General features: G+C 44.7%; 21 protein-coding genes. All 21 read left to right on the forward strand.

Annotation, left to right across the window (positions count from 1 at the left end):
• The first annotated feature begins 33 nt into the window (after positions 1 to 33).
• The 21 genes from BP97_RS0118650 (at position 34) to BP97_RS0118755 (ending at position 25,481) form a co-directional block, all read left to right on the forward strand.
• Positions 34 to 4,338 (forward strand): PolC-type DNA polymerase III, encoded by a 4,305-nt coding sequence (locus BP97_RS0118650; RefSeq protein ID WP_028550463.1) that lies wholly within the window; start codon positions 34 to 36, stop codon positions 4,336 to 4,338.
• Between the two features lie 165 nt (positions 4,339 to 4,503).
• Complete coding sequence (gene rimP / locus BP97_RS0118655; RefSeq protein WP_036746156.1) at positions 4,504 to 4,980, forward strand: ribosome maturation factor RimP; 477 nt, start codon at positions 4,504 to 4,506, stop codon at positions 4,978 to 4,980.
• A gap of 39 nt (positions 4,981 to 5,019) precedes the next feature.
• Positions 5,020 to 6,117 (forward strand): transcription termination factor NusA, encoded by a 1,098-nt coding sequence (gene nusA / locus BP97_RS0118660; protein ID WP_028550465.1) that lies wholly within the window; start codon positions 5,020 to 5,022, stop codon positions 6,115 to 6,117.
• Positions 6,118 to 6,149: 32 nt separating this feature from the next.
• The gene (gene rnpM / locus BP97_RS0118665; RefSeq protein WP_028550466.1) at positions 6,150 to 6,461 is read left to right on the forward strand and encodes an RNase P modulator RnpM; all 312 of its coding nucleotides are present in this window, start codon (positions 6,150 to 6,152) and stop codon (positions 6,459 to 6,461) included.
• Positions 6,454 to 6,780, forward strand: a complete 327-nt coding sequence (locus BP97_RS36805) for a YlxQ family RNA-binding protein (RefSeq protein WP_036746157.1) — start codon at positions 6,454 to 6,456, stop codon at positions 6,778 to 6,780. Before rnpM ends, BP97_RS36805 begins: the two co-directional genes overlap by 8 nt.
• Positions 6,773 to 9,604 (forward strand): translation initiation factor IF-2, encoded by a 2,832-nt coding sequence (gene infB / locus BP97_RS0118675; protein ID WP_028550467.1) that lies wholly within the window; start codon positions 6,773 to 6,775, stop codon positions 9,602 to 9,604. The genes BP97_RS36805 and infB overlap by 8 nt, the downstream gene beginning before the upstream one ends.
• A 5-nt stretch (positions 9,605 to 9,609) precedes the next feature.
• Positions 9,610 to 9,966 (forward strand): 30S ribosome-binding factor RbfA, encoded by a 357-nt coding sequence (gene rbfA / locus BP97_RS0118680; protein WP_028550468.1) that lies wholly within the window; start codon positions 9,610 to 9,612, stop codon positions 9,964 to 9,966.
• Positions 9,963 to 10,967: a DHH family phosphoesterase gene (locus BP97_RS0118685; RefSeq protein ID WP_028550469.1), complete on the forward strand. Its 1,005-nt coding sequence runs from the start codon at positions 9,963 to 9,965 to the stop codon at positions 10,965 to 10,967. The genes rbfA and BP97_RS0118685 overlap by 4 nt, the downstream gene beginning before the upstream one ends.
• A complete protein-coding gene (truB, locus tag BP97_RS0118690) occupies positions 10,964 to 11,890 on the forward strand; it encodes a tRNA pseudouridine(55) synthase TruB (RefSeq protein WP_028550470.1) in 927 nt (308 codons plus the stop codon). The genes BP97_RS0118685 and truB overlap by 4 nt, the downstream gene beginning before the upstream one ends.
• Positions 11,891 to 11,927: 37 nt before the next feature.
• Positions 11,928 to 12,875: a bifunctional riboflavin kinase/FAD synthetase gene (locus BP97_RS0118695; protein WP_028550471.1), complete on the forward strand. Its 948-nt coding sequence runs from the start codon at positions 11,928 to 11,930 to the stop codon at positions 12,873 to 12,875.
• Between the two features lie 159 nt (positions 12,876 to 13,034).
• Positions 13,035 to 13,304, forward strand: a complete 270-nt coding sequence (gene rpsO, locus BP97_RS0118700) for a 30S ribosomal protein S15 (RefSeq protein WP_028550472.1) — start codon at positions 13,035 to 13,037, stop codon at positions 13,302 to 13,304.
• A 259-nt stretch (positions 13,305 to 13,563) separates the two neighbouring features.
• Entirely contained in the window at positions 13,564 to 15,666 is a 2,103-nt protein-coding gene (gene pnp / locus BP97_RS0118705) for a polyribonucleotide nucleotidyltransferase (RefSeq protein ID WP_028550473.1), read from the forward strand.
• A gap of 143 nt (positions 15,667 to 15,809) precedes the next feature.
• A complete protein-coding gene (locus BP97_RS0118710) occupies positions 15,810 to 16,859 on the forward strand; it encodes a polysaccharide deacetylase family protein (RefSeq protein WP_028550474.1) in 1,050 nt (349 codons plus the stop codon).
• A gap of 51 nt (positions 16,860 to 16,910) precedes the next feature.
• Positions 16,911 to 18,161 carry a M16 family metallopeptidase gene (locus BP97_RS0118715; RefSeq protein WP_028550475.1) on the forward strand — a complete coding sequence of 417 codons (1,251 nt, stop codon included), beginning with the start codon at positions 16,911 to 16,913 and terminating at the stop codon, positions 18,159 to 18,161.
• A complete protein-coding gene (gene dut, locus BP97_RS0118720; protein WP_197035488.1) occupies positions 18,124 to 18,600 on the forward strand; it encodes a dUTP diphosphatase in 477 nt (158 codons plus the stop codon). The genes BP97_RS0118715 and dut overlap by 38 nt, the downstream gene beginning before the upstream one ends.
• A gap of 128 nt (positions 18,601 to 18,728) precedes the next feature.
• Positions 18,729 to 19,628 (forward strand): dipicolinate synthase subunit DpsA, encoded by a 900-nt coding sequence (gene dpsA, locus BP97_RS0118725; protein WP_028550477.1) that lies wholly within the window; start codon positions 18,729 to 18,731, stop codon positions 19,626 to 19,628.
• Entirely contained in the window at positions 19,625 to 20,218 is a 594-nt protein-coding gene (locus tag BP97_RS0118730) for a dipicolinate synthase subunit B (protein WP_028550478.1), read from the forward strand. Before dpsA ends, BP97_RS0118730 begins: the two co-directional genes overlap by 4 nt.
• Positions 20,219 to 20,251: 33 nt before the next feature.
• The gene (locus BP97_RS0118735; protein ID WP_028550479.1) at positions 20,252 to 21,292 is read left to right on the forward strand and encodes an aspartate-semialdehyde dehydrogenase; all 1,041 of its coding nucleotides are present in this window, start codon (positions 20,252 to 20,254) and stop codon (positions 21,290 to 21,292) included.
• A gap of 207 nt (positions 21,293 to 21,499) precedes the next feature.
• Positions 21,500 to 22,717: an aspartate kinase gene (gene dapG, locus BP97_RS0118745; protein WP_028550480.1), complete on the forward strand. Its 1,218-nt coding sequence runs from the start codon at positions 21,500 to 21,502 to the stop codon at positions 22,715 to 22,717.
• Positions 22,718 to 22,740: 23 nt separating this feature from the next.
• A complete protein-coding gene (gene dapA / locus BP97_RS0118750; RefSeq protein ID WP_028550481.1) occupies positions 22,741 to 23,616 on the forward strand; it encodes a 4-hydroxy-tetrahydrodipicolinate synthase in 876 nt (291 codons plus the stop codon).
• Positions 23,617 to 23,804: 188 nt separating this feature from the next.
• On the forward strand, positions 23,805 to 25,481 hold the full coding sequence (locus BP97_RS0118755; RefSeq protein ID WP_028550482.1) for a ribonuclease J: 1,677 nt from the start codon (positions 23,805 to 23,807) through the stop codon (positions 25,479 to 25,481).
• Positions 25,482 to 25,642 lie beyond the last annotated feature (161 nt).

The raw sequence follows: 25,642 nt of genomic DNA on the forward strand, positions 1-25,642 counted from the left end.
TGCCCTTTGTATGTTTTACGGGGGAGGAAGTTCATGAGCAGTACGGCAGTGAAAAGAGAACGGTTTGAGATGCTGATGCAGCAGGCCCACGTGCCTGCGGATGTAGTGAACTCTTTTTTTCAGGATGGATATATCGATAGAGTAGAAACAACCAGGAAGAATAGGGAATGGACTTTTTATATCGTTAAAAGCACGATCGTTCCTCATGAGGTATATCGTTCTTTTTGCAAAATGATCCGGGACAAGTTTGCTCATATTGCAGCGACTAAGTTTATGTTGAAATATACGGACGAGGTTGAACCGGAAATAGTAGCTCGAGAATATTGGGGAATGTTTATCGAATGGGTACAGCGGGAAGCGACATCCGTCAACGGCTGGATGAGCAGAGCCAAAATTGATGTGCAGGGGCACCAACTAACCCTTATGCTGCTGGATTCCATAGGTCTGGAGCTTGCTAAGAAGAAAAATATCGGACAGTGGATTCAAACCTATTTCTCCGATTTTTTTGGAGTGGAGTTCCAGGTGCGATATGCAGTGGATGAGAACAGGGAAGCCGAGTTCGAGAAATTCGCCAAGAAGATTGAAGAAGAAGAGAAAGTAGTTACACAGGAAATCATGACTTCAATCGAAGTGGAGGAAGCAGAATCTCTTCCTGAAGCAGATCTTAAGCTTATGGTGGGTTATGAGATTAAAGATCCTCCAGTACCGATTCAAATGGTTCAAGACGAAGAAAAGAAAGTTACGCTGCAAGGCGCCGTATTCGGATTGGAAATGAAGGAGCTAAGAAACGGCAGCACCTTGTTTACGTTTAATATAACGGATTTTACCGACTCGATGATGATCAAAGCCTTCGCGAAAACAAAAGAGGATGTTAAAATTTTTAGTTTGATTCAAAATGGAACATGGGTTAAAGTGCGCGGGAAAGTGGAATATGACCGTTTTATGCAAATTCCTGAGCTGGTCTTGATTCCGAATGATGTCAATGAAGTGATGGCACCTCCAGATCGCAAAGATGACGCGGCGGAAAAGCGGGTTGAATTCCATCTGCATACGACAATGAGTACCATGGATGCAATTACGCCGATTGATCAATATGTCAAAATGGCGGCCAAATGGGGACATAAAGCCATTGCCGTTACCGATCATAGTGGTATCCAATGCTACCCCGATGCAAACAAGGCTGCGAAGAAGCATGGTATTAAAATGATTTATGGTCTTGAAGCCAATGTAGTTAACGATGGAGTGCCTGTAGTTGAGAACGCACGTTCGATGGAGTTGAAAGATATCGAATACGTTATTTTTGACATCGAGACGACGGGATTGTCTATCGTCAACAACAGGATTATTGAAATTGCCGGTGTGAAAATGAAGGATGGCAAAGAGATTGACCGTTTTGCTACATTCATCAATCCACATGAGCGTATACCCTACAACATTCAACAGTTGACAAACATTACGGACGATATGGTGAAGGATGCGCCTGAACTGGCAGAGATGCTTCCCAAATTCATCGATTTTGTCGGTGACTGCGTACTTGTAGCGCACAACGCGAGATTCGATATGGGCTTTATTCAGGCTAATTGCAAGCAGCTAGGGCTACCGGTTGTTACCAACCCTTCTCTCGATACATTAGAGCTGGCAAGACTTTTGTTCCCTACAATGAAAAATCACCGACTGAATACTCTTGCTGATAAATTCAAAGTCGGTCTTGATAATCATCACCGTGCGATTGACGACTCTATTGCACTGGGCTATATATTATTTCATCTTATCAAAGAGGCAAATGAACGCGGTATTACCGATTTGGAACGTTTGAATGATAATGTCGGCAAAAATTTGAAAAACACCCGGCCGTTCCATTGCTGCATTTATGCTACGAATATGATCGGGAAGAAAAATTTATATACTTTGGTTTCCTTGTCTCATACCGAATACTTTCATAGAGTGGCATGTATTCCTAAAAGTTTGCTTGCTAGCATGAGGGAAGGATTAATTATCACTTCAGGCTGTGAGAAAGGTGAATTCTTTGAAGCGGTATTGAATAAGTCCGTGGAAGAGGCAGAGGAAGTTGCGCAATTCTACGACGTGCTGGAAATTCAACCTACAGGTGTTAATATGCATTTAGTGGATAAAGGCCTTGTAGGGAGTAAGGAACAATTAGAGGATGCCACACGAAGAGTGTTGGATATCGGACGCAAGCTGAATAAACCGGTTATTGCCACCGGCAATGTTCACTATTTGCAGCCTCGGGATAAAATTTGCCGCGATATTACGATTAACGGAATTACCGGCTTCAGTCCATTGAAGGATATGAAAAAGCCGGATGTTCACTTTAGAACAACGAAGGAAATGCTTGCAGAATTTCAGTTTCTAGGTGAAGAAACCGCGTTCGATGTCGTAGTCAAAAATACGAGCGATCTGGCGGATCAGTTCGAGGATTTGGAGTTGTTCCCGGATAAACTGTTTGCTCCGATTATTGAAGGGGCGGACGATGAGATCCGATCCAAATGCTACGACACGGCCAAACGCATTTACGGTGAACCGATACCGGAAGTAGTTACGGCTAGATTGGAAAAGGAACTAGTACCTATTATCAAATATGAGTTCTCGGCGAACTATTTGGTATCAGAGCGTTTAGTTAAGAAATCCAACCAAGACGGTTATTTGGTAGGTTCCCGTGGTTCAGTAGGCTCGTCTGTCGTTGCAACGTTCCTTGGCATTTCCGAAGTAAATCCGCTGCCTCCGCATTATGTTTGTCGATCCTGCCAGTATAATGAATGGTTCCTCGACGGAAGCATCCCAAGCGGATTTGATCTTCCCGACAAGGACTGCCCTAACTGTGGAGAAAAGCTTAAGGGTGAAGGCCAGGATATCCCGTTTGAAACGTTCCTTGGCTTTAAAGGGGATAAAGTTCCCGATATCGACTTGAACTTTTCCGGTGAATATCAGCCTGTTGCTCATAACTATACGAAGGAATTGTTCGGGCCTAAAAATGTATTCCGAGCAGGAACCATCGGTACGATCGCCGAAAAAACCGCTTTTGGTTATGTGAAGAAGTTTGAAGAGGAGCAAGGGAAAAAGTGGCGTGGTGCAGAGGTTAGTAGACTTGCCTCAGGCTGTACCGGGGTAAAAAGAAGTACAGGTCAGCATCCCGGCGGTATCGTCGTTGTGCCGGACTATATTGACGTGGATGACATAACTCCTGTTCAATTCCCAGCGGATGATGTGAATGCCGAATGGAAGACAACACACTTTGACTACCATGCTTTTGATGCGAACTTGTTGAAGCTCGATATACTCGGTCATGATGATCCGACCATGATGCGGATGCTGCAGGATTTAACTGGTGTCGATCCTACGACGATTCCTATGAATGATCCGAAGGTTATGAGCATGTTCAACTCGACTAAAGCGCTGGGTGTCTCTCCACAGCAAATACGCAGCACGGTAGCGACTTACGGAGTTCCCGAGATGGGGACGAAATTCGTTCGTCAAATGCTTGATGAGACGCAGCCTTCGTCTTTTGCCGACTTGCTCCAAATATCCGGTTTGTCCCACGGAACAGGTGTTTGGCTAGGCAACGCGCAGGAGCTAATTAAGAAAGGCACATGTACGATCAAAACCGTAATTGGTTGTCGTGATGAGATCATGCTCTACTTGATCTATAAGGCGGGTATGGATGCCGGACTTGCTTTTAAAATTACGGAGAGCGTTCGTAAAGGTAAAGGTTTGACCCCGGAGTGGAAAGAGGATATGAAGAAGCATAAAGTTCCTGCGTGGTACATCGAGTCTTGCGAGAGGATCGAGTACATGTTTCCGAAGGCGCATGCCGCCGCATATGTTATATCTGCGGTTCGCACCGCTTACTTTAAACTGTACCATCCGATTGCTTACTATGCGACCTATTACACGGTTCGTGCGGAGGACTTCGAGCTTGATTTGCTCTGCCAAGGTTATGATGCGATACTCCGCAGGTTGATCGAAATTGAGGAGAAAGCATTCCAGGCGACGCCAAAAGAGAAGGCCATGATCTCAATCCTTGAGATGGCTCTTGAAATGACGGCCAGAGGCTTCTCTTTCAAAAGTATCGATCTGTATAAATCAGATGCAACTAAATTTTTGGTCGATGGCGACTCATTGATTCCTCCATTCTCCGCTATAGGGGGGATAGGGGTGAATGCCGCTAAAAATATTGCCGCTGCTAAAGATGACGGACCCTTTCTCTCAATAGAAGATTTCCAAACACGTAGTAAAGCATCGAAAACGATTGTTGAGTTGTTGGGCTCCATGGGCTGCTTCCGCGGTTTGCCGGAATCCAACCAGCTTTCGCTTTTCTAGGCATTGTATCTTTAAATGAAGCAAGCCGTCCTCATATTGCATACCTATAAGGCTTATGGTATAATCTTCTTTGGTAACAACCGTTATAAGTTCGGATCTTAGAGAGTGGGGAAACCCACTCTTTACATTTTGTTACAGAGATGAAAGCATTAGGCTTTCCATTTGATGATAGGAGGTTGCAGGTTGATTTCGCAAATTAAACCTATAGTTGAATCACTTCTTCAGCCTTTTTTAGACGAAAACAGCTTTGAATTAGTGGATGTTGAGTATGTGAAAGAAGGCAGCAATTGGTTTCTGCGAGTTTATGTAGACAAAGAAGGCGGCATCGATATCGACGATTGCGGCCGTATTAGTGAATTCCTTAGTGAAAAATTGGATGAAAAGGATCCGATTCCTACCGCTTACTTCTTGGAAGTATCCTCTCCTGGGGCAGAGCGTCCGTTGAAAAAGGTGCAGGATTATCATAAAGCAGTAGGACAACATGTGTTTGTTACTACCTATGAGCCGGTAGACGGGCTTAAAGAATTCGAAGGAATGCTGCTGTCGTTTGACGAGCAAACCGTGGTCGTTGAAATCGGAAAGAAAAAACACGAGATTCCATATAACAAAGTAGCTAGCGCTAGATTGGCGATCGTGTTCTAAAACTGTGGTGGATTTTATGAGAGGGGGAGCTCCGTTCAAATGAATATGGATTTTATTGAAGCATTGTTGGAAATCGAAAGGGAAAAGGGAATAGCTAAGGAAGTGCTGATTGATGCTATTGAAGCGGCACTGATCTCCAGCTATAAACGTAATTTTAATACAGCTCAAAACGTTCGTGTAGATATTAACCGCCACACCGGCTTAATTAAAGTGTACGCTCGTAAAACGGTGGTAGAGGATGTTTTGGACCCTCGCTTGGAAATATCTTTGTATGCGGCACGTGAAATGAATCAAAATTATCAATTGAACGATATTGTTGAAATCGAGGTTACACCTAGAGATTTTGGACGTATCGCGGCACAGACTGCCAAGCAGGTCGTTACTCAACGCATTCGCGAAGCGGAGCGCGGACTGATTTATAACGCATTTGTCGATAAAGAAGAGGATATCGTGACCGGTATTGTGCAAAGACAGGATTTGCGCAATATTTATATCGATTTAGGCAAAATTGAGGCAGCACTTCCCTTAACTGAGCTTATGCCGACAGATAAGTTTAAACAAGGCGATCGTGTTAAAGCTTATATTACTAAAGTTGAAAATACGACTAAAGGCCCGCAAATCATTTTATCGCGTACACACCCGGGTCTTTTAAAACGTTTATTTGAGCTTGAAGTGCCGGAAATTTTCGACGGTGTCGTTGAAATTCGTTCCGTTGCCCGCGAAGCAGGCTTCCGTTCCAAAATTGCTGTATTTTCACGCAACGCGGAAGTGGATCCTGTCGGTTCTTGCGTAGGCCCAAAAGGGATGCGCGTACAAACTATCGTCAATGAGCTGAAAGGCGAGAAAATCGATATTGTGCGTTGGGTCGAGAATGTGGATGAGTACGTTGCTAACGCTCTCAGCCCTTCTAAGGTGCTTGAAGTGAATGTATTTGAGAACGAGAAGATGGCTCGTGTTATCGTTCCTGATTATCAGCTATCGCTTGCCATCGGCATTAAAGGGCAAAACGCTAGATTAGCTGCCAAGCTGACTGGTTGGAAAATTGATATCAAGAGCGAAACTCAAGCAGAACAAGAATACGGCCGTCCTAAAACATACACCGAGGAAATGCACCAGGATTCGGTCAGTATTGATTAGTATAAGCAGCTGACAAGTAGAAGGTGATCTAGATGAAGCAAAAGAAAATCCCTCTTCGCAAATGTGTAGCATGCCAGCAAATGATGCCCAAAAAAGAGCTGATTCGTGTCGTGAAAACACCAAATGACGAAATCATCATTGATTTAACGGGTAAAAAAGCGGGACGTGGAGCTTATTTGTGTGGAAAGCTGTCTTGCTTCAGATTGGCCAAAAAGAGCAGAGCATTGGACCGCGCGTTGAAGCATTCAGTCAGCGCAGAGATTTACGATGCTTTGGAACAGGATTTCATTAAAGTAGAAGATGAATTCATTGCCGGCAAAGAAGCGGCGGTGGACGATGAATAATAAATGGTTTAACCACCTAGGATTGGCCATGAGAGCAGGCAAAGTCATTACGGGTGAAGACACCGTCATTGATTCTGTTCGTAAGGGCGAAGCCAAGATGGTCATTGTAGCAGAAGATGCCTCCCCCAACACTTTGAAAAAAGTGAGCGATAAATGCAGTACGTATCGGGTTCCCATACATCAGTACGGCAGCCGTGAGCAATTAGGAGCAAGTATCGGAAAAGAAACGCGGGTTGTCATAGCCGTAATCGATGCTGGATTTGCGAAAATGCTGAAGAAAAGTCTGGAAAATCGTACGGAGGTGGACAGTATTGAGTAAACAAGAGAATAATAAGGATAATAAACTCAGAGTATATGAATATGCCAAGTCTTTAAATATGAGCAGTAAAGAGATCATTACAATCCTTAAAAGATTAAGTATTCCGGTTAACAATCATATGAGCGTAATGGAGAACGATACAGTGGAGAGTGTGGAAAAATTTTTTAAAGACGTAAAAGCAAACGCAGCAGCCAAACGAGGAACTAATGAAACGGGGAATGCTTCTATCAGTACGAATACGAGTACAAATACAGTGAACAAAGACGCAAACGCACAAGCACAAACACAAGCTGGACAACAGCCTAAGACGGAAACTAAGCCTCAAGCTCCGCAAGGCCAGTCGAGTAATCCACAAGGCCAATCGAGTAATCAGCAAAGAACAGGCTCCAGCCAACAAGGTCAAGGCTCGGGCCAATCCAACCGCGAACATAGCGGACAACGTTCAGGCGACCGTAGACCTGACCAACAAGGTCAAGGTAGCGGCAATCGCGGACAATATGGTGATCGCAGACCGCAAGGACAAGGGTCCCAAGGCGGAGGCTACAACAACCAGCAACGCAGCGGCAATCAACAAGGCGGAGGCTACAACCAAAACCGTGGCGGCAGTCAACAAGGTGGAGGCTACAATCAAAACCGTGGCGGTCAACAAGGCGGAGGCCAAGGTGGCCAAGGTCAGAACCGTCCAAGCGGTGGTTATAACCAAGGTCAAGGTAACCGGAGTGGAGCACCAAGCGGAAGCAACAATAGTAACCGCCCTGGTGACCAACGTTCCAGCCGTCCACAAGGCGGGTTTGAGCAACGTAAGCCGTTCGAGCAGCGTGGAATGGGTCAAGGGGCTCCTAATTCATACAATAAATCCGTTGGTGCGGGTCCAGCAAGAACTGGTGCACCTGTAGATGTGGATATGGATGACGCTTCAAAAGGCAAGACAACCAAGAAGACAAAACCGAATCAAAAGCGTTTTGACGATAACAGAGTGAGCTCTTCCAGAGGTCCTCAAAATAGAGGTAACAACCGTAATCAAAAAGGCAGATACCAACAAGAGCCTGTGAAAAAAGAGAAGATCGACAATACGCCTAAAAAAATTATTGTCCGCGGCACAATGACGGTCGGCGAATTGGCTAAAGCTCTGCATAAGGATGCTTCGGAAGTTATTAAAAAGCTATTGTTCCTGGGTATTATGGCTACAATTAACCAAGAACTTGATCTCGATGCGATCCAATTGCTTGCTGGCGACTACAACGTAGAAGTTGAACTGAAAATTCCGGTTGAGGAAGATAAGTTCGAACAGTTCGAAGAAAAAGATGATGAAGCAGATTTGCTTGAGCGGCCTCCTGTTGTAACCATTATGGGTCATGTTGACCATGGTAAAACGACTTTGCTGGATGCGATTCGTAAAACGAGCGTAACAGAAGGCGAAGCAGGCGGAATTACTCAGCACATCGGTGCTTATCAAGTGGAAGTTCACAATAAGAAGATTACATTCCTGGACACTCCGGGTCACGAAGCGTTTACATCCATGCGTGCTCGTGGTGCACAAGTTACTGATATCACGATTATCGTAGTTGCAGCTGACGACGGTGTTATGCCTCAGACTGTAGAAGCCATCAATCACGCAAAAGCTGCTAAAGTTCCGATTATTGTTGCAGTTAACAAAGTGGATAAGCCGGACTCCAACCCTGACAAAATCAAGCAGGAGCTTACAGAGTATGAATTGGTACCGGAAGAATGGGGCGGAGATACCATCTTCTGCAACATTTCCGCTAAACAGCGCATTGGACTTGAAAACTTGCTTGACATGATTCTGCTTGTGGCTGAAGTTCAAGAGCTGAAAGCCAATCCGAACAAACGTGCTAGAGGTACAGTGATTGAGGCTGAGCTGGATAAAGGTAAAGGCCCAGTTGCACGCGTTCTGATCCAACACGGTACGCTTAAAGTCGGAGACAGCTTCGTTGCCGGCGTATGCTTTGGTCGCGTTCGCGCCATGGTTAATGACAAAGGTAAGAAGCTGAAGGAAGCAGGACCTTCAACACCAGTCGAAATTACTGGTTTGACTGAAGTACCTCAAGCGGGCGATCCGTTTATTTGTTTCGAGGATGAGCGTAAAGCCAGAGCCATTGCCGAGAAACGTGCCGTTACTTTGAGACAGTCTGAAATGGGCGCGAACGTTCGTGTTACTTTGGATGATTTGTACAAACATATTAAAGACGGCGAAATCAAAGACTTGAACGTTATCATCAAAGGGGACGTACAAGGTTCTGTTGAAGCACTGCGTGGTTCTCTTGAGAAGATCGATATTGAAGGCGTACGTGTCAAAATTTTGCATAACGGCGTAGGTGCTATTACTGAGTCTGACGTAATCTTGGCTTCCGCATCCAATGCGATCGTTATCGGATTCAACGTCCGTCCTGAACCGCAAGCAAAAAATACGGCGGATCAAGAGAAAGTGGACATTCGTCTGCACAGCATTATTTACAAAGTGATGGAAGAAATTGAACAGGCTATGAAAGGGATGCTGGATCCGATCTTTAAAGAAAGTGTTATCGGTCAAGCAGAAGTTCGTAACATCTTCAAAGTTTCCAAAATTGGCGTTATAGCTGGTTGTATGGTCATTTCGGGTAAAATTTCCCGTAATGCACAAATGCGCTTGATTCGCAACGGAATCGTTGTATTTGAAGGCAATATCGATTCCCTCAAACGTTTCAAAGACGATGCCAAAGAAGTGGCTCAAGGTTACGAGTGTGGTATATCTCTGGATAAATTCAACGATATTAAAGAAGGGGATATTATCGAAGCCTTCGTGATGGAAACTGTTGAGAGGTGATCTGAATGGCGCGTATTCGCGTAGGTAGAGTCGGTGAACAAATTAAAAAAGAACTAAGTCAAATCATTCAGTCGGAGCTTAAAGATCCTAGAATCGGATTCATTACGGTTACAGGTGTCGAAGTAACGAATGATTTGTCTCAAGCTAAAATTTTCCTGAGCGTTCTCGGTACCGACGAGCAAAAGGAAGAAACTTTAAAAGCACTTGGTCGCGGGAGCGGGTTTATCCGTTCGGAACTGGGCAAACGGATTCGATTGCGCAAAATTCCTGATCTGATCTTCCGCTTTGATGCATCTATTGATTACGGTAGCCACATTGAAAAGCTGTTGAGCCAGATCAATGGGGAGAATGCACAACCATGACGGCATTATCTCAGCAGAATGATTACGCTGCGCATCTAGAAGCTGCAGCGCAATTCATTCGCGCGAACAATGATTTTCTGGTGGTGTCCCATATTCACCCGGATGGGGATGCCGCCGGATCAACCTTCGCGGTAGCTTGGATATTGACATCTCTAGGCAAACGTTTCACCCTGATTAATGAAGGGAGTACGCCAGAGAAATACATGTTTATGGCAGCCCAAACGCAAAAGATTATCAATTACGAAGCTTCTGAAGGTACGATAAGTGGCAAGTTCACACATGTCATATCCGTGGATTGTGCTGACTTTTCCCGTATGGGCAGCGTAAGCAAGCTATTTGCCGATGATATCCAATTGCTAAATATAGATCATCATGCAACTAACGATCGCTTTGGCAGCTGCAATCTAGTCGTAAATGATGCCGCGGCGACAGTTGAAGTGCTATATGATCTGTGCGAAACAATGAATATTCCGTTTTCACATGAACTGAATGTGTGCATTTACTCAGGGCTTTTGACAGATACGGGCGGTTTTCGGTACGCCAATACTACTCCAAAAGTAATGCGCATTGCGGCTGATATGCTTCAGCGTGGGGTTAAAGGCCATGAGCTCGCAGAGCATTTGTTGGAGAAGCTCTCTTATCCACAAATCTCACTTATTAAGAGCAGTCTGTCCACCTTATCTTTCGCTCATCATAACCAAGTAGCTTGGCTTTCAGTCACCTTATCGGAGCTTGAGCTAAGCGGTGCGAGCAATGAGGATCTGGATGGATTGGTCAACTACCCGAGAAATGTGGAAGGTGTTGAAGTAGGCATTTTGTTCAAAGAACGGGAAGACATCGTTAAGGTGAGCCTGCGTTCCAATGGGAAAGTTGATGTGGCACAGGTCGCCAAATTGTTTGGCGGCGGAGGACATGTACGTGCTGCAGGATGTGCTGTCAAAGGAACATTGAATGAAGCTATTGAACGTGTTGTTAGGGAAGTAGGTTTGGCACTGGAATGACAAATGAAGCATTGGAAGGAATACTCCCAATTTGGAAGCCAGTTGGATTCACATCCCACGATGTAGTGGCTAAAGCTAGGCGTATTCTTAGAATAAAAAGGATTGGCCATACAGGTACTTTGGATCCTCAGGTAACGGGGGTGCTGCCTTTATGTATTGGGCGTGCTACCCGGCTTGTGGAATATATCCAAGAGCTTCCCAAAGAGTATGAAGCCACTCTAAAGATCGGATTGGCAACCGATACGGAGGACGCAAGTGGTCAAGTGATCGAGCAAGTAGATCAGGTTCATTTGACGGAAGAACAGGTACGTAAGACGCTGCATTCTTTTGTAGGTGAAATTGAACAGGTGCCTCCGATGTATTCTGCGGTTAAAGTAGATGGTAAGCGTTTGTACGAATTAGCACGCCAAGGTGTCGAAGTAGAGCGCAAATCCCGTAAAGTAACCATTTACAGTATAGAGATTTTAGAAACGAATCTTGAAATGAATCACCCGGAAATTCGCTTCCGTGTCCGATGCTCCAAAGGAACCTATATCCGTACTTTATGTGTGGATGTAGGGAAAGCGCTCGGCTATCCGGCTGTCATGTCGCAGCTCGTTCGCACCTCCACCGGCAGCATTGGTCAGGAGCAATGTCTTACCTTGGAGCAGCTGGAGCTGCTTCAACAGCAAGGCGGGTTATCGGACAAGCTAATTCCGGCCGAGACTGCTTTAGCTCATATGCCGACGGTGCGTTTGAGTGAAGGACAGACTCGCAAGGCACTGCTTGGGCAAAAACTGACCTTGACTCCTTCGGAGCAGACGGCTTTGATGGATGCTGCCGAGCTTAATTATGCGGTGTATAGTGAAAGCTCCCGCTTTGTAGGGATTTTTCAGTGGGATCGCGATAAACGGGAACTGCAGCCTGTTAAAGTATTTTCGTAGTAAGCTTCGTCTGAAAAGAATGCAGGTGACATATTGGATGCAATCGATACATTTAAACTACCCTATAGTCGAAGGCAAGGATACGTTGGCTATGACGCCGCAAGTACTAGCAATTGGGGAATTTGACGGTATTCATCTCGGCCATCAGGAAGTGATCAGACGAGCTCTGCAGACGGCAGAACGTATGCGCATTCCCGCATCGATCATGACCTTCCACCCACATCCCAAAGAGGTGCTGGGCCAGCAAAAGTATACTCAACTGCTCACCCCTACTGCACAAAAGGAGCAGGTGCTCTCCAAGATGGGGTTAGATAATAGCTATCTTGTAGCTTTTGACCCTAACTTTATGAAGGTGACACCTGAAGAGTTCGTTGAAAACATGCTGATCCCTATGAATGTCAATACGGTGATCGTAGGTTTTGATTTCACCTTCGGCTTTCGAGGTGCAGGAACACCGGATACGTTATGCGAGCTTGCTGCAGGCCGCTTTGCTGTAGAGGTGATAAGGCCGTTTCAACTGAACGGTTGCAAGGTAAGCAGTACACTTGTTCGGGAGTATTTACAAAATGCTCAGCTAGAGGAAGCTAACCGCCTACTGGGGCGCCCTTACACCATTACAGGTACTGTTGTAACTGGAGATGGTAGAGGACGTACGATCGGGTTTCCAACGGCTAACATTGAAATGTCAGAGCCGTTCGTTATTCCCACACTTGGTGTCTATGCCGTGAGGGTGACATTGGATGGCGAAGTTTACAATGCAGTAATGAATGTTGGTAAGAAGCCTACCTTTGTTGAAGATTTGGAAAAGCCTACGTTGGAGGCGCATCTCTTTGATTTCTCTCGTATGATTTACGGGAGCGCACTCTCTGTAGAGTTTATTTCATTCCTTCGTCCTGAACGAAAATTCGGTTCCGTAGATGAGCTGATAACCCAAATTCGTACGGATGCGGACAAAGCGCGCTCGCTTTTATCTGATAACGTTTAATAAATCTTTTCTCTATTTTACATTTATAGTACACCTGTGCTATACTATAAAACGTTGTCGAACCAATATGGGTCCGGCATGAACCATGGCATGGAGAATCGACTACTCCGGCGCTCTCTGGGCCATAGGGGATATACAATTGATGGAGGTGAACGAACAATGGCATTGACACAAGAACGTAAGCAAGAATTGATCCAAACGCACAAAACTCATGAGTCCGATACAGGATCTCCTGAAGTGCAAATCGCGATTCTGACTGAAAATATTGTGAACTTGACTGGCCATTTGAAAACGCACAAGAAGGATCACCATTCTCGTCGCGGTCTTTTGAAAATGGTAGGTCAACGCCGTAAACTTTTAACTTATTTGAAAAACAAAGACGTTAAACGTTACAGCGCCCTTATCGAAAAGCTTGGTCTTCGTCGATAATAGGATTGACTTCAAAGGAGCAACCTCGGTTGTCTGCTGTTCGGGTCCAGATTGGGCTTGGACAGCCGCAGCGCGGTTGCTTTTTCGTATGTTTCTTTTAGGTGAAGCGAGATTTATTTCGAAAAAGAAGGAAATACTAGGCATTATGAAGAAGTGTTAGTAGAACCATTCAGCAGCGTGTAGGAAGAAAGTTTCTTGGTTAAACAGAAGCTATCGCTTACGTAGAAAGTTTCTTAGCAGAAACTCTTAGGAGGATTTTATGGAAAAAAGAGTACAAATGGATTTGGGCGGACGTCCGTTCATTCTTGAAACCGGACGTTTAGCCAAGCAAGCGAATGCTGCCGTAACCGCACGTTATGGGGATACAGTGGTGCTTTGTACGGTAACGGCTTCTGCCGAACCAAAGGATCTTGATTTCTTTCCTTTGACCGTGAATTATGAGGAACGCCTGTATTCGGTTGGTAAAATTCCAGGAGGGTTCATTAAACGGGAGGGACGTCCTAGTGAAAAGGCGATTCTTGCAAGCCGTTTGACAGACCGTCCGATTCGACCGTTATTCCCTGAAGGATTTCGTAACGATGTCCAAGTAGTCGCTATTGTTATGAGCGTGGATCAAGAATGCTCACCAGAGATTGCAGCGATGATTGGGGTTTCCGCAGCGCTGAGCATCTCTGACGTACCGTTCAACGGACCGGTAGGTGGAGTTATTGTAGGTCGTGTTAACGGACAATTCGTTATCAATCCGACTCTGGAACAAGCGGAGAAAAGCGACATTCATCTCGTTGTAGCTGGAACCAAAGACGCTATTATGATGGTTGAAGCAGGAGCCGATGAAGTACCAGAAGAAGTGATGCTGGAAGCGATCATGTTTGGTCATGATGAAATCCGCAAAATTGTAGCTATCCAAGAAGAATTAGTGCAAGTTGCCGGCAAGCCGAAGATGGAAGTCAAGTTACATAGTGTGGAAGAGAGTGTTAGCCGTGAAGTGCGCGCTTTCGCTCAAGAACGACTCGTTGAAGCGGTTAAAATTGCAGAGAAGCACGCAAGACAAGAAGCGATTGATGCGATCAATGCAGAAACCGTGGAACATTTTAACGTGCAATACGAGGAAACTCCTGAGAAGCTGAAGGATGTCAAGGAGACCTTGTACGACATCGTTAAGGAAGAAGTTCGTCGCCTGATTACTCATGATAAAGTAAGACCGGACGGACGTGGATTAGATGAAATTCGTCCGATTGAGTGCGATATTAACCTGCTGCCGCGTACTCACGGTTCAGGATTGTTTACACGCGGCCAGACTCAAGCGTTAAGTATTTGTACTTTAGGCGCTCTTGGCGACGTACAAATTCTAGACGGTTTGGATTTGGAAGAAACCAAACGCTTCATGCACCATTACAATTTTCCTCCGTTCAGCGTAGGGGAAGCAAGACCGCTTCGTCCTCCAGGTCGTCGCGAGATTGGCCATGGTGCTTTGGGTGAGCGTGCTCTTGAGCCGATTATTCCATCAGAAACCGATTTCCCGTATACCATTCGCCTTGTATCCGAAGTTTTGGAATCTAACGGTTCAACTTCGCAAGCAAGTATTTGTGCAAGCACATTGGCAATGATGGATGCAGGGGTACCTATTAAAGCGCCTGTTGCAGGTGTTGCTATGGGTCTGATTAAGGACGGGGAGCATTTCTCAATCTTAACGGATATCCAAGGTATGGAAGACCACCTCGGTGATATGGACTTTAAAGTTGCAGGAACTGCAAGTGGGGTAACAGCGCTTCAAATGGATATTAAGATTGACGGTATTGATCGTGCGATTCTTACGCAAGCATTGGAACAAGCCAAAAAAGGTCGCATGCACATCTTGGGCAAAATGCTAGAACGTATTCAACAGCCTAAGCCGCAATTGTCGCAGTATGCACCAAAAATTCTCACTATGCAAATCAACCCGGATAAAATCCGTGATGTTATCGGCGCTGGTGGTAAAATCATTAACAAAATTATTGAAGAAACCGGCGTGAAAATCGATATCGAACAAGATGGCCGCGTATTTATCGCATCCTCCAATGAGCAGATGAATGATAAAGCACGTCAAATCATCGAAGGTATCGTGAAAGAAGTTGTAGTAGGAGAAACGTACCTGGGTACAGTTAAGCGCGTTGAGAAATTCGGTGCCTTCGTAGAAATTTTGCCTGGTAAAGAAGGTTTGGTACACATTTCCCAGCTTTCTACTGAGCGAGTGGCTAAGGTTGAGGACGTTGTAGCAGTTGGGGATACCATTACTGTGAAAGTGACCGAAATCGACCAGCAGGGCCGCGTGAATCTGTCTCGTAAAGCTGTATTGACAGCACAAGTGCCTGCCCAATCGTAATGTACAGCTCATATAGCAAGAACGATAAAGAGTCAGAGTCGTCTGTCTCTTTTTGTTTTGTCTGAAAACCTACTGATTCTGTCATAATCTTGTCCGCTGACGCATATGAATGGGACAAACGATCTAACGACAGGAGCAAGGTTATGAAACGAGTTCAGGTGTTAGTATTGTCCGGACTATTTGCAGCTGTTTTCTTAGGTATACAGCAATCGGAGAACATACAGCTGTTTGTCCAGAATGCCAAGCTTAACGGTGAATTGAGTGCCGAAGCTATCCCTCATCATTGGGATATTTCATCAGTCGCAGCGTCTGTTTGGGGTGGAACAAGACAGCAGCAGGAGGACAAGCGTGAACTGCTGGAGCAGAGATTACGCCAGGAAGCACAGAAACGATATATTGCGCCTATTAACGCTAAGGTAGACCGCGTCTGGAAAGCCATTCCTGGTTATAACGGTCTCGAGGTCGATATTGAGCAATCACTTGCATTAACAGAACAGCAGACAAATACGGACAATCTGAAAATAGTTACAAAAGAGATCAAACCAGCTATTGGACTCGAACAGCTTGGGGCACAGCCCATCTATAAAGGAAATCCGAACAAGCCTATGGTATCGTTAATGATCAATGTTGCTTGGGGAAATGAGTATCTGGACAAAATGCTGGATGTGCTGGAGAAGGAGAAGGTCCACGCAACGTTCTTTTTTGATGGGAGCTGGTTAAAAAATAATATCCCTACAGCACAGCGCATTAAAGAAAAAGGGCACGAAATGTCCAATCATGCGTATTCCCACAAAAACATGAGCGAGATATCCAATGCAAAGGCAGTCGAGGAGATAACAAAGACACAGGTGCTGCTTGAAAAAGAATTGGGTGTTCAAAACAAGCTGTTTGCTCCTCCATCCGGTGATTTTAACCAGGAAACTGTGAATATTGCTCATAGCTTAAAATTGCAAACGATTCTTTGGACCTTAGATACTGTAGATTGGCAGAAGCCCGAGCCTATGACAATCGTTCGTAAAATAGCTACGAGAGTGGAGCCGGGGTCTTTAATACTGATGCATCCTACCGCATCCTCGAGCAACGCGCTTCAACAAATGATTGAAGTGATCAAAAGCAAGGGGCTTGTTTTGGGGACGGTTAGCGAGTTAATTTCTTCGAATCGTGTTCCTGAAGTTGAGTCTGCTCAACAATAATGGTAATATCATTAAGATACATTCAGAGAATTTCCGAGGAGGCTCCTTTCATTGAATAAATACGTATTGAACAATGGGCTGCGGGTCATCGTGGAACCAATTCCTACGTGCCGCTCCGTATCTTTCGGGATTTGGGTGAAGACAGGTTCGCGCAATGAGCAAGTGCAGAACAACGGAATCTCCCATTTTATCGAGCATATGCTGTTCAAAGGGACAGATCAATATTCCGCCAAAGATATTGCCGAAATTTTTGATGGCATAGGCGGTAATGTAAATGCGTTTACTTCCAAAGAATATACATGCTATTACGCAAAGGTGCTTGACGAGCATTTACCTATTTCGGTTGAAGTTCTGGCTGATATGTTTTTCCGTTCTTCGTTCGACCCAGCTGAGCTGGAAAAAGAGAAAAATGTCATTTTCGAAGAAATATCCATGTACGAGGATACACCGGATGATATGGTTCATGATTTGATTGCAAAAGCTACCTTCGACGATCATTCCTTGGGTTATACCATTATTGGTACGGAAGAAAACCTTACAGCCATGGATTCGAATACACTTCGTCAATATATGAAGGAACAATACTCTATAGATCGTACGGTTATTGCTATCGCGGGTAATGTAGATGATAGCTTAATGACTTTAATAGAGAAGCATTTCGGGGAATTTCACAACAATGGGGTAGAACAAACCTTAGTTGCTCCTTCTTTTGCCGGAAATCTTATGTTTCACGAGAAAAAGTCCGAGCAGAATCACATTTGTCTCTCTATGCCAGGCTTGTCTGCAAAAGATGACCGGCTATACGCCATGGTATTATTGAATAATGCGATCGGTGGGGGAATGAGCTCTAGGCTGTTCCAAGAAATTCGCGAAAAAAGAGGCATGGCCTACTCTGTTTATTCTTATCATACTTCATACCAAGATGGCGGTATGTTTACGGTGTACACCGGCACGGCTCCAAAGCAGACAGCAGATGTTTTAAAAGTGACGATGGAAATTTTAAACGAGATCAAAGATAAAGGCCTGACTGCTGCCGAGTTGAAAAAAGGTAAAGAACAAATGAAAGGCAGCTTGATTCTCAGCCTTGAAAGCACAAGCAGCCGGATGAATCGTTTGGGCAAAAACGAGCTGATGCTCGGTAAACATAATACGATGGATGAAATCATCGAACGAATCGAAAGCGTACAGCTTTCCGATATTCAGGATATGGCTCGTCATATGATGTCAGTACCATTTGCTCTTGCTATGGTCGGGCAAAAAGACGATGTTATCGACGGCTTCAGGAGGGATCAACTTGTATAACGTTCAAATCAAGCGCCTTCCGGGGACCGAGGATATTCAGCTTCCACAGAAGATGTCATCTTTGGCGAGCGGTTTCGATCTGCATGCTGCTGTAAATGAACCCGTTACTTTGCAGCCCGGAGATCGGATGCTGATACCTACCGGATTTGCACTTGCTATGCCGGATGAGCTAGAAGCACAAATTCGCCCACGAAGCGGGCTTGCATACAAGAATGGAATTACAACATTAAATTCACCGGGGACCATAGATGCCGACTATCGAGGAGAAGTCAAAGTTCTTCTGATTAATCATGGTAGGGAGCCTTTTACGATAGAAAGAAACGAACGGATTGCTCAGATGGTATTCCAAGTCGTGCCTTCAGTCCAACTGAATGAGGTAGACGAACTGTCCGAGACGGTACGAGGTGCCGGAGGCTTCGGCCATACTGGAACCAAATAAAGCAAAACACCTTCCTGTTTAGGGAGGTGTTTTTTTATTGCTAGGCATCAACCTCATGTCTGTAACCCATCCATGGGCGACCGCATAAGATGAGTTATCGAAAGCGACTTAGAAAGAGGTGAGATTGAATGCTTACAGGAATTCAAGTGGCTCTCATCGGTGGCGATGCACGCCAGCTTGAAGTTATTCATAAATGCTCTGAGCTTGATGCTTCCATTGTGTTGATCGGTTTTGATAACCTGCAAAATCAATTTAGCGGGATCACCAAAACGGAGCTGAGCCCCGAAGCTCTTGAGGCAGTAGATGCAATCATACTACCAGCTGTAGGTACCGATGATCACGGAAATGTAGAAAGCATTTTTTCTACGTCTGAATTGCGGCTTACCGAAGAGCATTTCAAAGCTTTACCGAAGCATGCTAGGGTCTTTACAGGGATGGCAAAGCCATATCTGCGCAAGCTGTGCTCGCAGTTCTCCATTAGATTGGTCGAATTGTTCGATAGGGATGATGTTGCTATTTACAACTCGATTCCAACAGCTGAGGGCGCCATAATGATGGCTATTCAGAACACCGATTTTACTATTCATGGCTCTAATTCCATGGTACTTGGGTTTGGCAGAACCGGGATCACGGTAGCGAGAACCTTGCAAGGTTTAGGGGCAAAAGTAAGAGTGGGAGTTAACAAGCCGGAGTACTATGCAAGGGCTTGGGAAATGGGCTTCATCCCTTTCTACACACAGGATTTGTATTCTCAGGTGGCGAATATTGACTTGCTTTTTAACACAATTCCGTCTATGATAATCACAGCACAGATTATTGCCAATATTCCACATCGTGCAGTGATCATTGACTTGGCCTCAAAGCCCGGCGGAACAGATTTTCGTTTTGCTGAGAAGCGGGGGATCAAGGCTTTGCTTGCGCCAGGACTCCCTGGAATTGTTGCGCCGAAAACAGCCGGTCGCATCATTGCCGACACCTTGAGCCGAATTATTCTTGAGGATGCAGGACAGAGGAGGAATGTGGAATGAATTGGCAGGGAAAGACCGTAGGTTTTGCCTTAACAGGATCACACTGTACGTTTGCTGAAGTAATGCCGCAAATCCAACGATTTGTTGATGCCGGAGCCAAGGTGGTTCCGATCGTTTCGTTTACGATACTTACTACAGATACGCGCTTCGGTACGTCTGAGAACTGGCAGAAACAATTGAAAGAGATAACTGGGAACGAAATTATTGCTTCAATTGTGGATGCAGAACCGCTAGGTCCGTCTAAATTGCTGGATGTACTTGTCATTGCCCCCTGCACAGGGAATACGACTAGCAAGTTAGCTAATGCAATGACAGAAAGTCCTGTCTTGATGGCCGCGAAAGCGCAAATGCGCAATCATCGGCCTCTCGTTTTGGCTATATCCACCAATGATGGTCTTGGTCTGAATGCTATGAATATCAGCAAGCTGCTGATAACCAAAAACATTTACTTTGTTCCGTTCGGTCAAGATGCTCCGACAGCTAAACCTAATTCTCTCGTCGCTCGTATGGATCTAATTATGGAAACTTGCGAAGTCGCATTAGAGGGAAAACAGCTTCAGCCTATGGTTATTGAACGGTTCAATTACTAATAATGATTTTTGCATAGGGGAGAGACAAACTAGATGTCGAGTCAAAAATTATTCAACGTTGCGGTAGTTGGAGCAACAGGAGCAGTAGGAGAACAGATCATTCGTTTGTTAGAAGAACGAAATTTCCCTATTCAAGAACTCAAGCTATTATCTTCGTCTCGTTCCGCTGGAACAAAATTGAACTTTAAGGGTCAAGAGGTTACTGTTCAAGAAGCAACTCCAGATAGCTTTAAAGGAATTGATATCGCCCTGTTCAGTGCTGGGGGAAGTGTGAGTCTTGAATTGATTCCGGAAGCTATTAAACATGGAGTGGTTTGTATCGATAATACAAGCGCGTACCGTATGGATTCGGAAACTCCTCTGGTCGTACCAGAAGTTAATATTGATAAAATCAACGAACACAAAGGGGTTATTGCTAACCCTAACTGCTCCACGATTCAAATGGTTGCAGCTCTTAAACCGTTGTACGATCGTTATGGCATTTCCCGTATCATAGTTTCCACTTATCAAGCGGTTTCTGGTGCTGGAGCGCGAGCTATTGATGAAATGCTGCGTCAATCCAAAGAGGTTTTGGCTGGAAACCCAGTTGAACCGCAAATTTTGCCGGTGGGTGCATTGCCGGTTAAACATCAAATCGCATTTAATGCGATTCCGCAAATTGATAAGTTTACAGAAAATGGATTCACTTATGAAGAAATGAAAATGATCAACGAAACGAAAAAAATTATGGGCGATGAGTCGCTGGAAGTTACGGCTACTTGCGTACGCATTCCTGTAGTTTATGGACATTCTGAATCGGTTTATGTCGAATTGAAAGAAGATTTCGACATTGAGGAAGCAAAACAGCTGATCGCTGATGCTCCAGGAATCGTTCTTCAGGATAACCCAGCAGAACAACAATATCCTCTTGCTGCGGATGCTGCAGGAAAGCTAGAAACATTCGTTGGTCGTGTACGCCGCGATTTAAGCAATCCACGTGCCTTGAATATGTGGATCGTTTCCGACAATCTGCTAAAAGGCGCTGCATGGAATGCTGTGCAAATCGCAGAATATATCGCTATCGAGCAGAAGTAATAAAGCAGGCTTCCAAACGGAAGCCTAGCTTTTCTTTTATAATGAACCGCTTTCGGGGAGGAAGACAGCTTACGAGAGAAGGCTGTTGACTTCCCTTTGGGAGTGGAATGAAAGCTTGCATTATGCTAACGAAGATGGCTTTCTATCGAAAGCTCAGTATATGCTTACGAAGATAGCTTTCTATCGAAAGCTCTTAGGAGGGACCTCATGAAAATTCTGGTTCAGAAATTCGGAGGCACGTCCCTTTCCAACGTCGAAGCAAGAGCACTCGTCCTAGAACATATTGAAGAAGCCTTAGCACAAGAATACAAGCTAGTAGTCGTCGTATCGGCAATGGGGAGAAAAGGCGAGCCTTATGCTACAGATACTTTGATTGATTTTATTAATCAGAATGGCAACCATTTGCCGCCACGCGAAAAAGATATGCTCCTTTGCTGCGGAGAAATTATATCAGCGGCAACCCTATGCAGCTTGCTTCGTGCAAAAGGAATCCCCGCCAGCGCACTTACGGGAGCACAAGCAGGAATAACAACGAATAACGATTTTGGCAATGCCCAGATCTTATCCATTCAGCCTACGCGTATTTTAGAGTTGTTAGAAGGCGGGCAAGTTGTCATAGTAACAGGATTTCAAGGCCAAACCAAGACGCATGATTATACAACCTTGGGCAGAGGCGGCAGTGACACGACCGCAACAGCGCTAGGCGCGGCATTAAAAGCGGAAATTGTTGATATATTTACCGATGTAGATGGAATATTAACGGCAGATCCCCGCATTGTAGAAGATGCCAGACGTCTTTCTATTGTTTCCTACTCGGAAATATGCAATATGGCTCATCATGGAGCCAAGGTGATTCATCCAAGAGCGGTTGAAGTGGCCATGAATGCCAGTATCCCGATTCGGGTTCGTTCTACATTCAGTAAAGACTTGGGAACTTTAGTTACCCACTCTGATGCGATTGAGCACAGTAGAGATGCTATTCAAGACCGTTTCGTAACGGGAATAGCGAGCTTTTCGAGCACTTCGCAAATACAAGTGGCTGCGGGCGATGGGGTTTACGATTTACAGCTGCAAGTTTTTAAAGCAATGGCTCAACAGCATATTAGTGTTGACTTCATCAATGTGAATCCATCCGGAGTCGTTTATACAGTTTATGACCATGAACTGGACAGAGCAGTCCATATTTTAAATGAGCTTGGATATAAGCCGCAATGTACTTCCAATTGTGCCAAAGTCTCTATAATCGGCGGAGGAATGAATGGTGTGCCGGGGATAATGGCGCAAATTGTCGAAGCGTTGACGGAAGAAGATATAAGCATTTTGCAATCAGCGGATTCCAATACGACCATATGGGTGCTTGTTCAAGGTATCGATATGGTGAGAGCGGTCCGTGCATTACACAGAAAATTTGAATTACATCGATAAGAGAAAAGTAGGAGGAGTTTGTCGTGGATTTCGGAAGACTCATTACGGCAATGGTTACGCCATTTGATGCCAATTTACAAATTGATTGGGATCAAGTTGCAAAACTAATGGATTATTTGATTGAAGAACAGACAAGCGACAGCTTAGTAATTAACGGTACAACCGGGGAGTCGCCAACACTGACTGAAGAAGAGAAGCTGCAGCTATTTCACTTTGCAGTGAAGCATGCTAATGGACGCGTTAAAATCATCGCCGGTACAGGAAGCAATGATACGGCGCATTCGATCCATCTTTCTAAAGAAGCTGAGAAATTAGGCGTAGATGCCTTGTTGTTAGTAGCGCCCTACTACAATCGTCCGTCCCAGGAAGGATTGTTCCAACACTTCAAAGCAATCGCTGAGGCAGTATCAGTGCCTTGTATCATATATAATGTACCTAGTCGAACCGGAGTCAATATTAATGTAGATACAACGATTCGTTTATCGCATATCTCGAATATTGTTGCTACGAAAGATTGCGCTGACCTCGATCAGCTTACACAAATTGCTCATGGAGCTGCTCCAGGTTTTCTTGTATACAGCGGGGAAGATAGCATGACATTGCCTGCTCTTGCTATTGGTGCTCACGGCATTATCAGTGTGGCGAGTCATGTGATTGGAAAAGATATGAAGAATATGATAAACTGTTATTTACAGGGAGATGTTCGTGAAGCAGCACAAATCAATTCCAGACTTCACCCTATTTTCAAAGGTTTGTTCGAATGTCCTCACCGTGTTCCAAGCCCTGCTCCTGTGAAGTTTGCATTGAACCACAAGGGGATTGAAGTGGGAGGAGTTCGTTTACCGTTAATAAATGTAACCGAAGAAGAAGGACGATTCATTGCTTCGTTATTTGAGTGATATGTCTAAGAAAATCGGTGCGTTTTTTAGCATCGATTTTATTTTTTAAGGCTACATTACGGTCTAAAAAAGCATAAACTTGTAATTGCAGTTTTTCTTCATGTATAATGGTGGCAAGTGACTGGTGCGGTTTTTGGTTTTTGGCTCATACAAAAATTCGTCGTCAATTTGAATTAGGAGGTATTTCTTTGTCAAAGAAAAATATTGATAAACTTTCGATCTTTGCTCTGGGCGGCGTGGGCGAAATCGGAAAAAATATGTATGTTATACAGTATGCCAATGATATTGTGGTCGTCGATTGTGGTTTGAAGTTCCCTGAGGAGGACATGCTCGGTATTGATATCGTCATTCCTGATATCACATATTTATCGGAGAACCGGGATAAAGTCAGAGGAATTATCATAACGCACGGACACGAGGACCATATTGGTGGATTGCCTTATGTTCTTAAACATTTGAATGTTCCTGTATACGGTACCAAACTTACGCTAGGGTTAATTGAAACAAAGCTGAAGGAAGCGAATTTGTTAGGTGAAACGAAACGAATTCTCATTAACTCTGAAAGCGAATTAAAGCTTGGAACCATTGCTGCTACATTCTTTAAGACTAATCACAGTATTCCTGATTCTGTAGGTGTATGCCTGGAGACTCCGGAAGGTAATGTCGTTCATACGGGAGACTTTAAATTCGACCAAACTCCTGTTAACGAGCAATACGCTGATTTGCATAGTATGGCAGCTATCGGGAAGAAGGGTGTATTGGCACTCCTCTCGGACAGTACCAATGCAGAGCGTCCAGGCTACACTGGATCTGAAAGAAGCGTAGGTATTCAAATTGAGGAAATATTCCGCAGAGCAAAGCAGCGGGTTATTATTGCCACCTTTGCTTCGAATATTCATCGGATTCAGCAAGTTATTGACGCTTGTGAGGTTACTCGGAGAAAACTAACAGTAATTGGCCGCAGTATGGTCAATGTCGTGGGCATTGCTCATGAACTCGGATATTTGCGTATTCCTGATGGAATGCTGATCGAGCCGGAGGAAGTTAACAAGCTTGCTGCGGATCGTGTTGTTATCCTGTCTACAGGAAGTCAGGGAGAGCCGATGTCAGCGCTCACTCGTATGGCGAGATCCACTCATCGTAAAGTGGATATTTTACCGGGAGATACGGTTATTATCGCGGCAACGCCAATTCCTGGAAACGAGCGTTATGTGGGTAGAACTGTCGATGAATTGATGCGTATTGGCGCTCATGTCATATATGGTCCCGGTTCCGTTACGGGAGTCCACGTTTCCGGACACGGAAGCCAAGAAGAGCTCAAGCTGATGTTAAATATCATGAAGCCTAAATACTTTATTCCGATCCACGGTGAATACCGTATGCTTCGTCAACACGGCACACTCGCCGAATCCGTTGGTATCGCCAAGGAAGACATATTTATTGTAGACAATGGTGAAACGGTTGAGATTCAAGACGGTGTTGCTCGCAAAGGATCCAAAGTAACGGCGGGTAATATTTTAATCGACGGTCTAGGAGTCGGAGATGTTGGGAATATTGTTCTTCGCGATCGGAAGCTGCTCTCGCAAGATGGTATTCTAGTCGTAGTTGTTACACTTAGCAAACAAGACGGTGCCATTTTATCCGGGCCTGATATTATATCCCGAGGTTTCGTGTATGTTAGAGAATCGGAAGGCTTGCTGGATGAAGCAAACCGGATCGTGACAAGCACATTGAATCGTTTAATGAATGAGAATGTAAATGAATGGGCTTCCTTGAAGACTCATGTAAAAGATGCACTTGGACGATTTTTGTACGAACAAACCAGAAGAAGACCTATGATCCTTCCAATTATTATGGAAGTATGATCAAAAACCACCAGTCAATAGCTTGAAACCTTTTATAATACAGGTGTTTGCATCGATCACTATAAAGAGATCACTTAGAGAATTTCTCTATGTGATCTTTTTTTATTTTTGATGGCATGTTCCATTTAAGATCGTATAACGTCTGCATATTTTTAACCTCT

It is taken from the genome of Paenibacillus sp. UNC451MF (genome assembly GCF_000686845.1).
In the GTDB taxonomy this organism is placed as follows: Bacteria; Bacillota; Bacilli; order Paenibacillales; family NBRC-103111; genus Paenibacillus_S.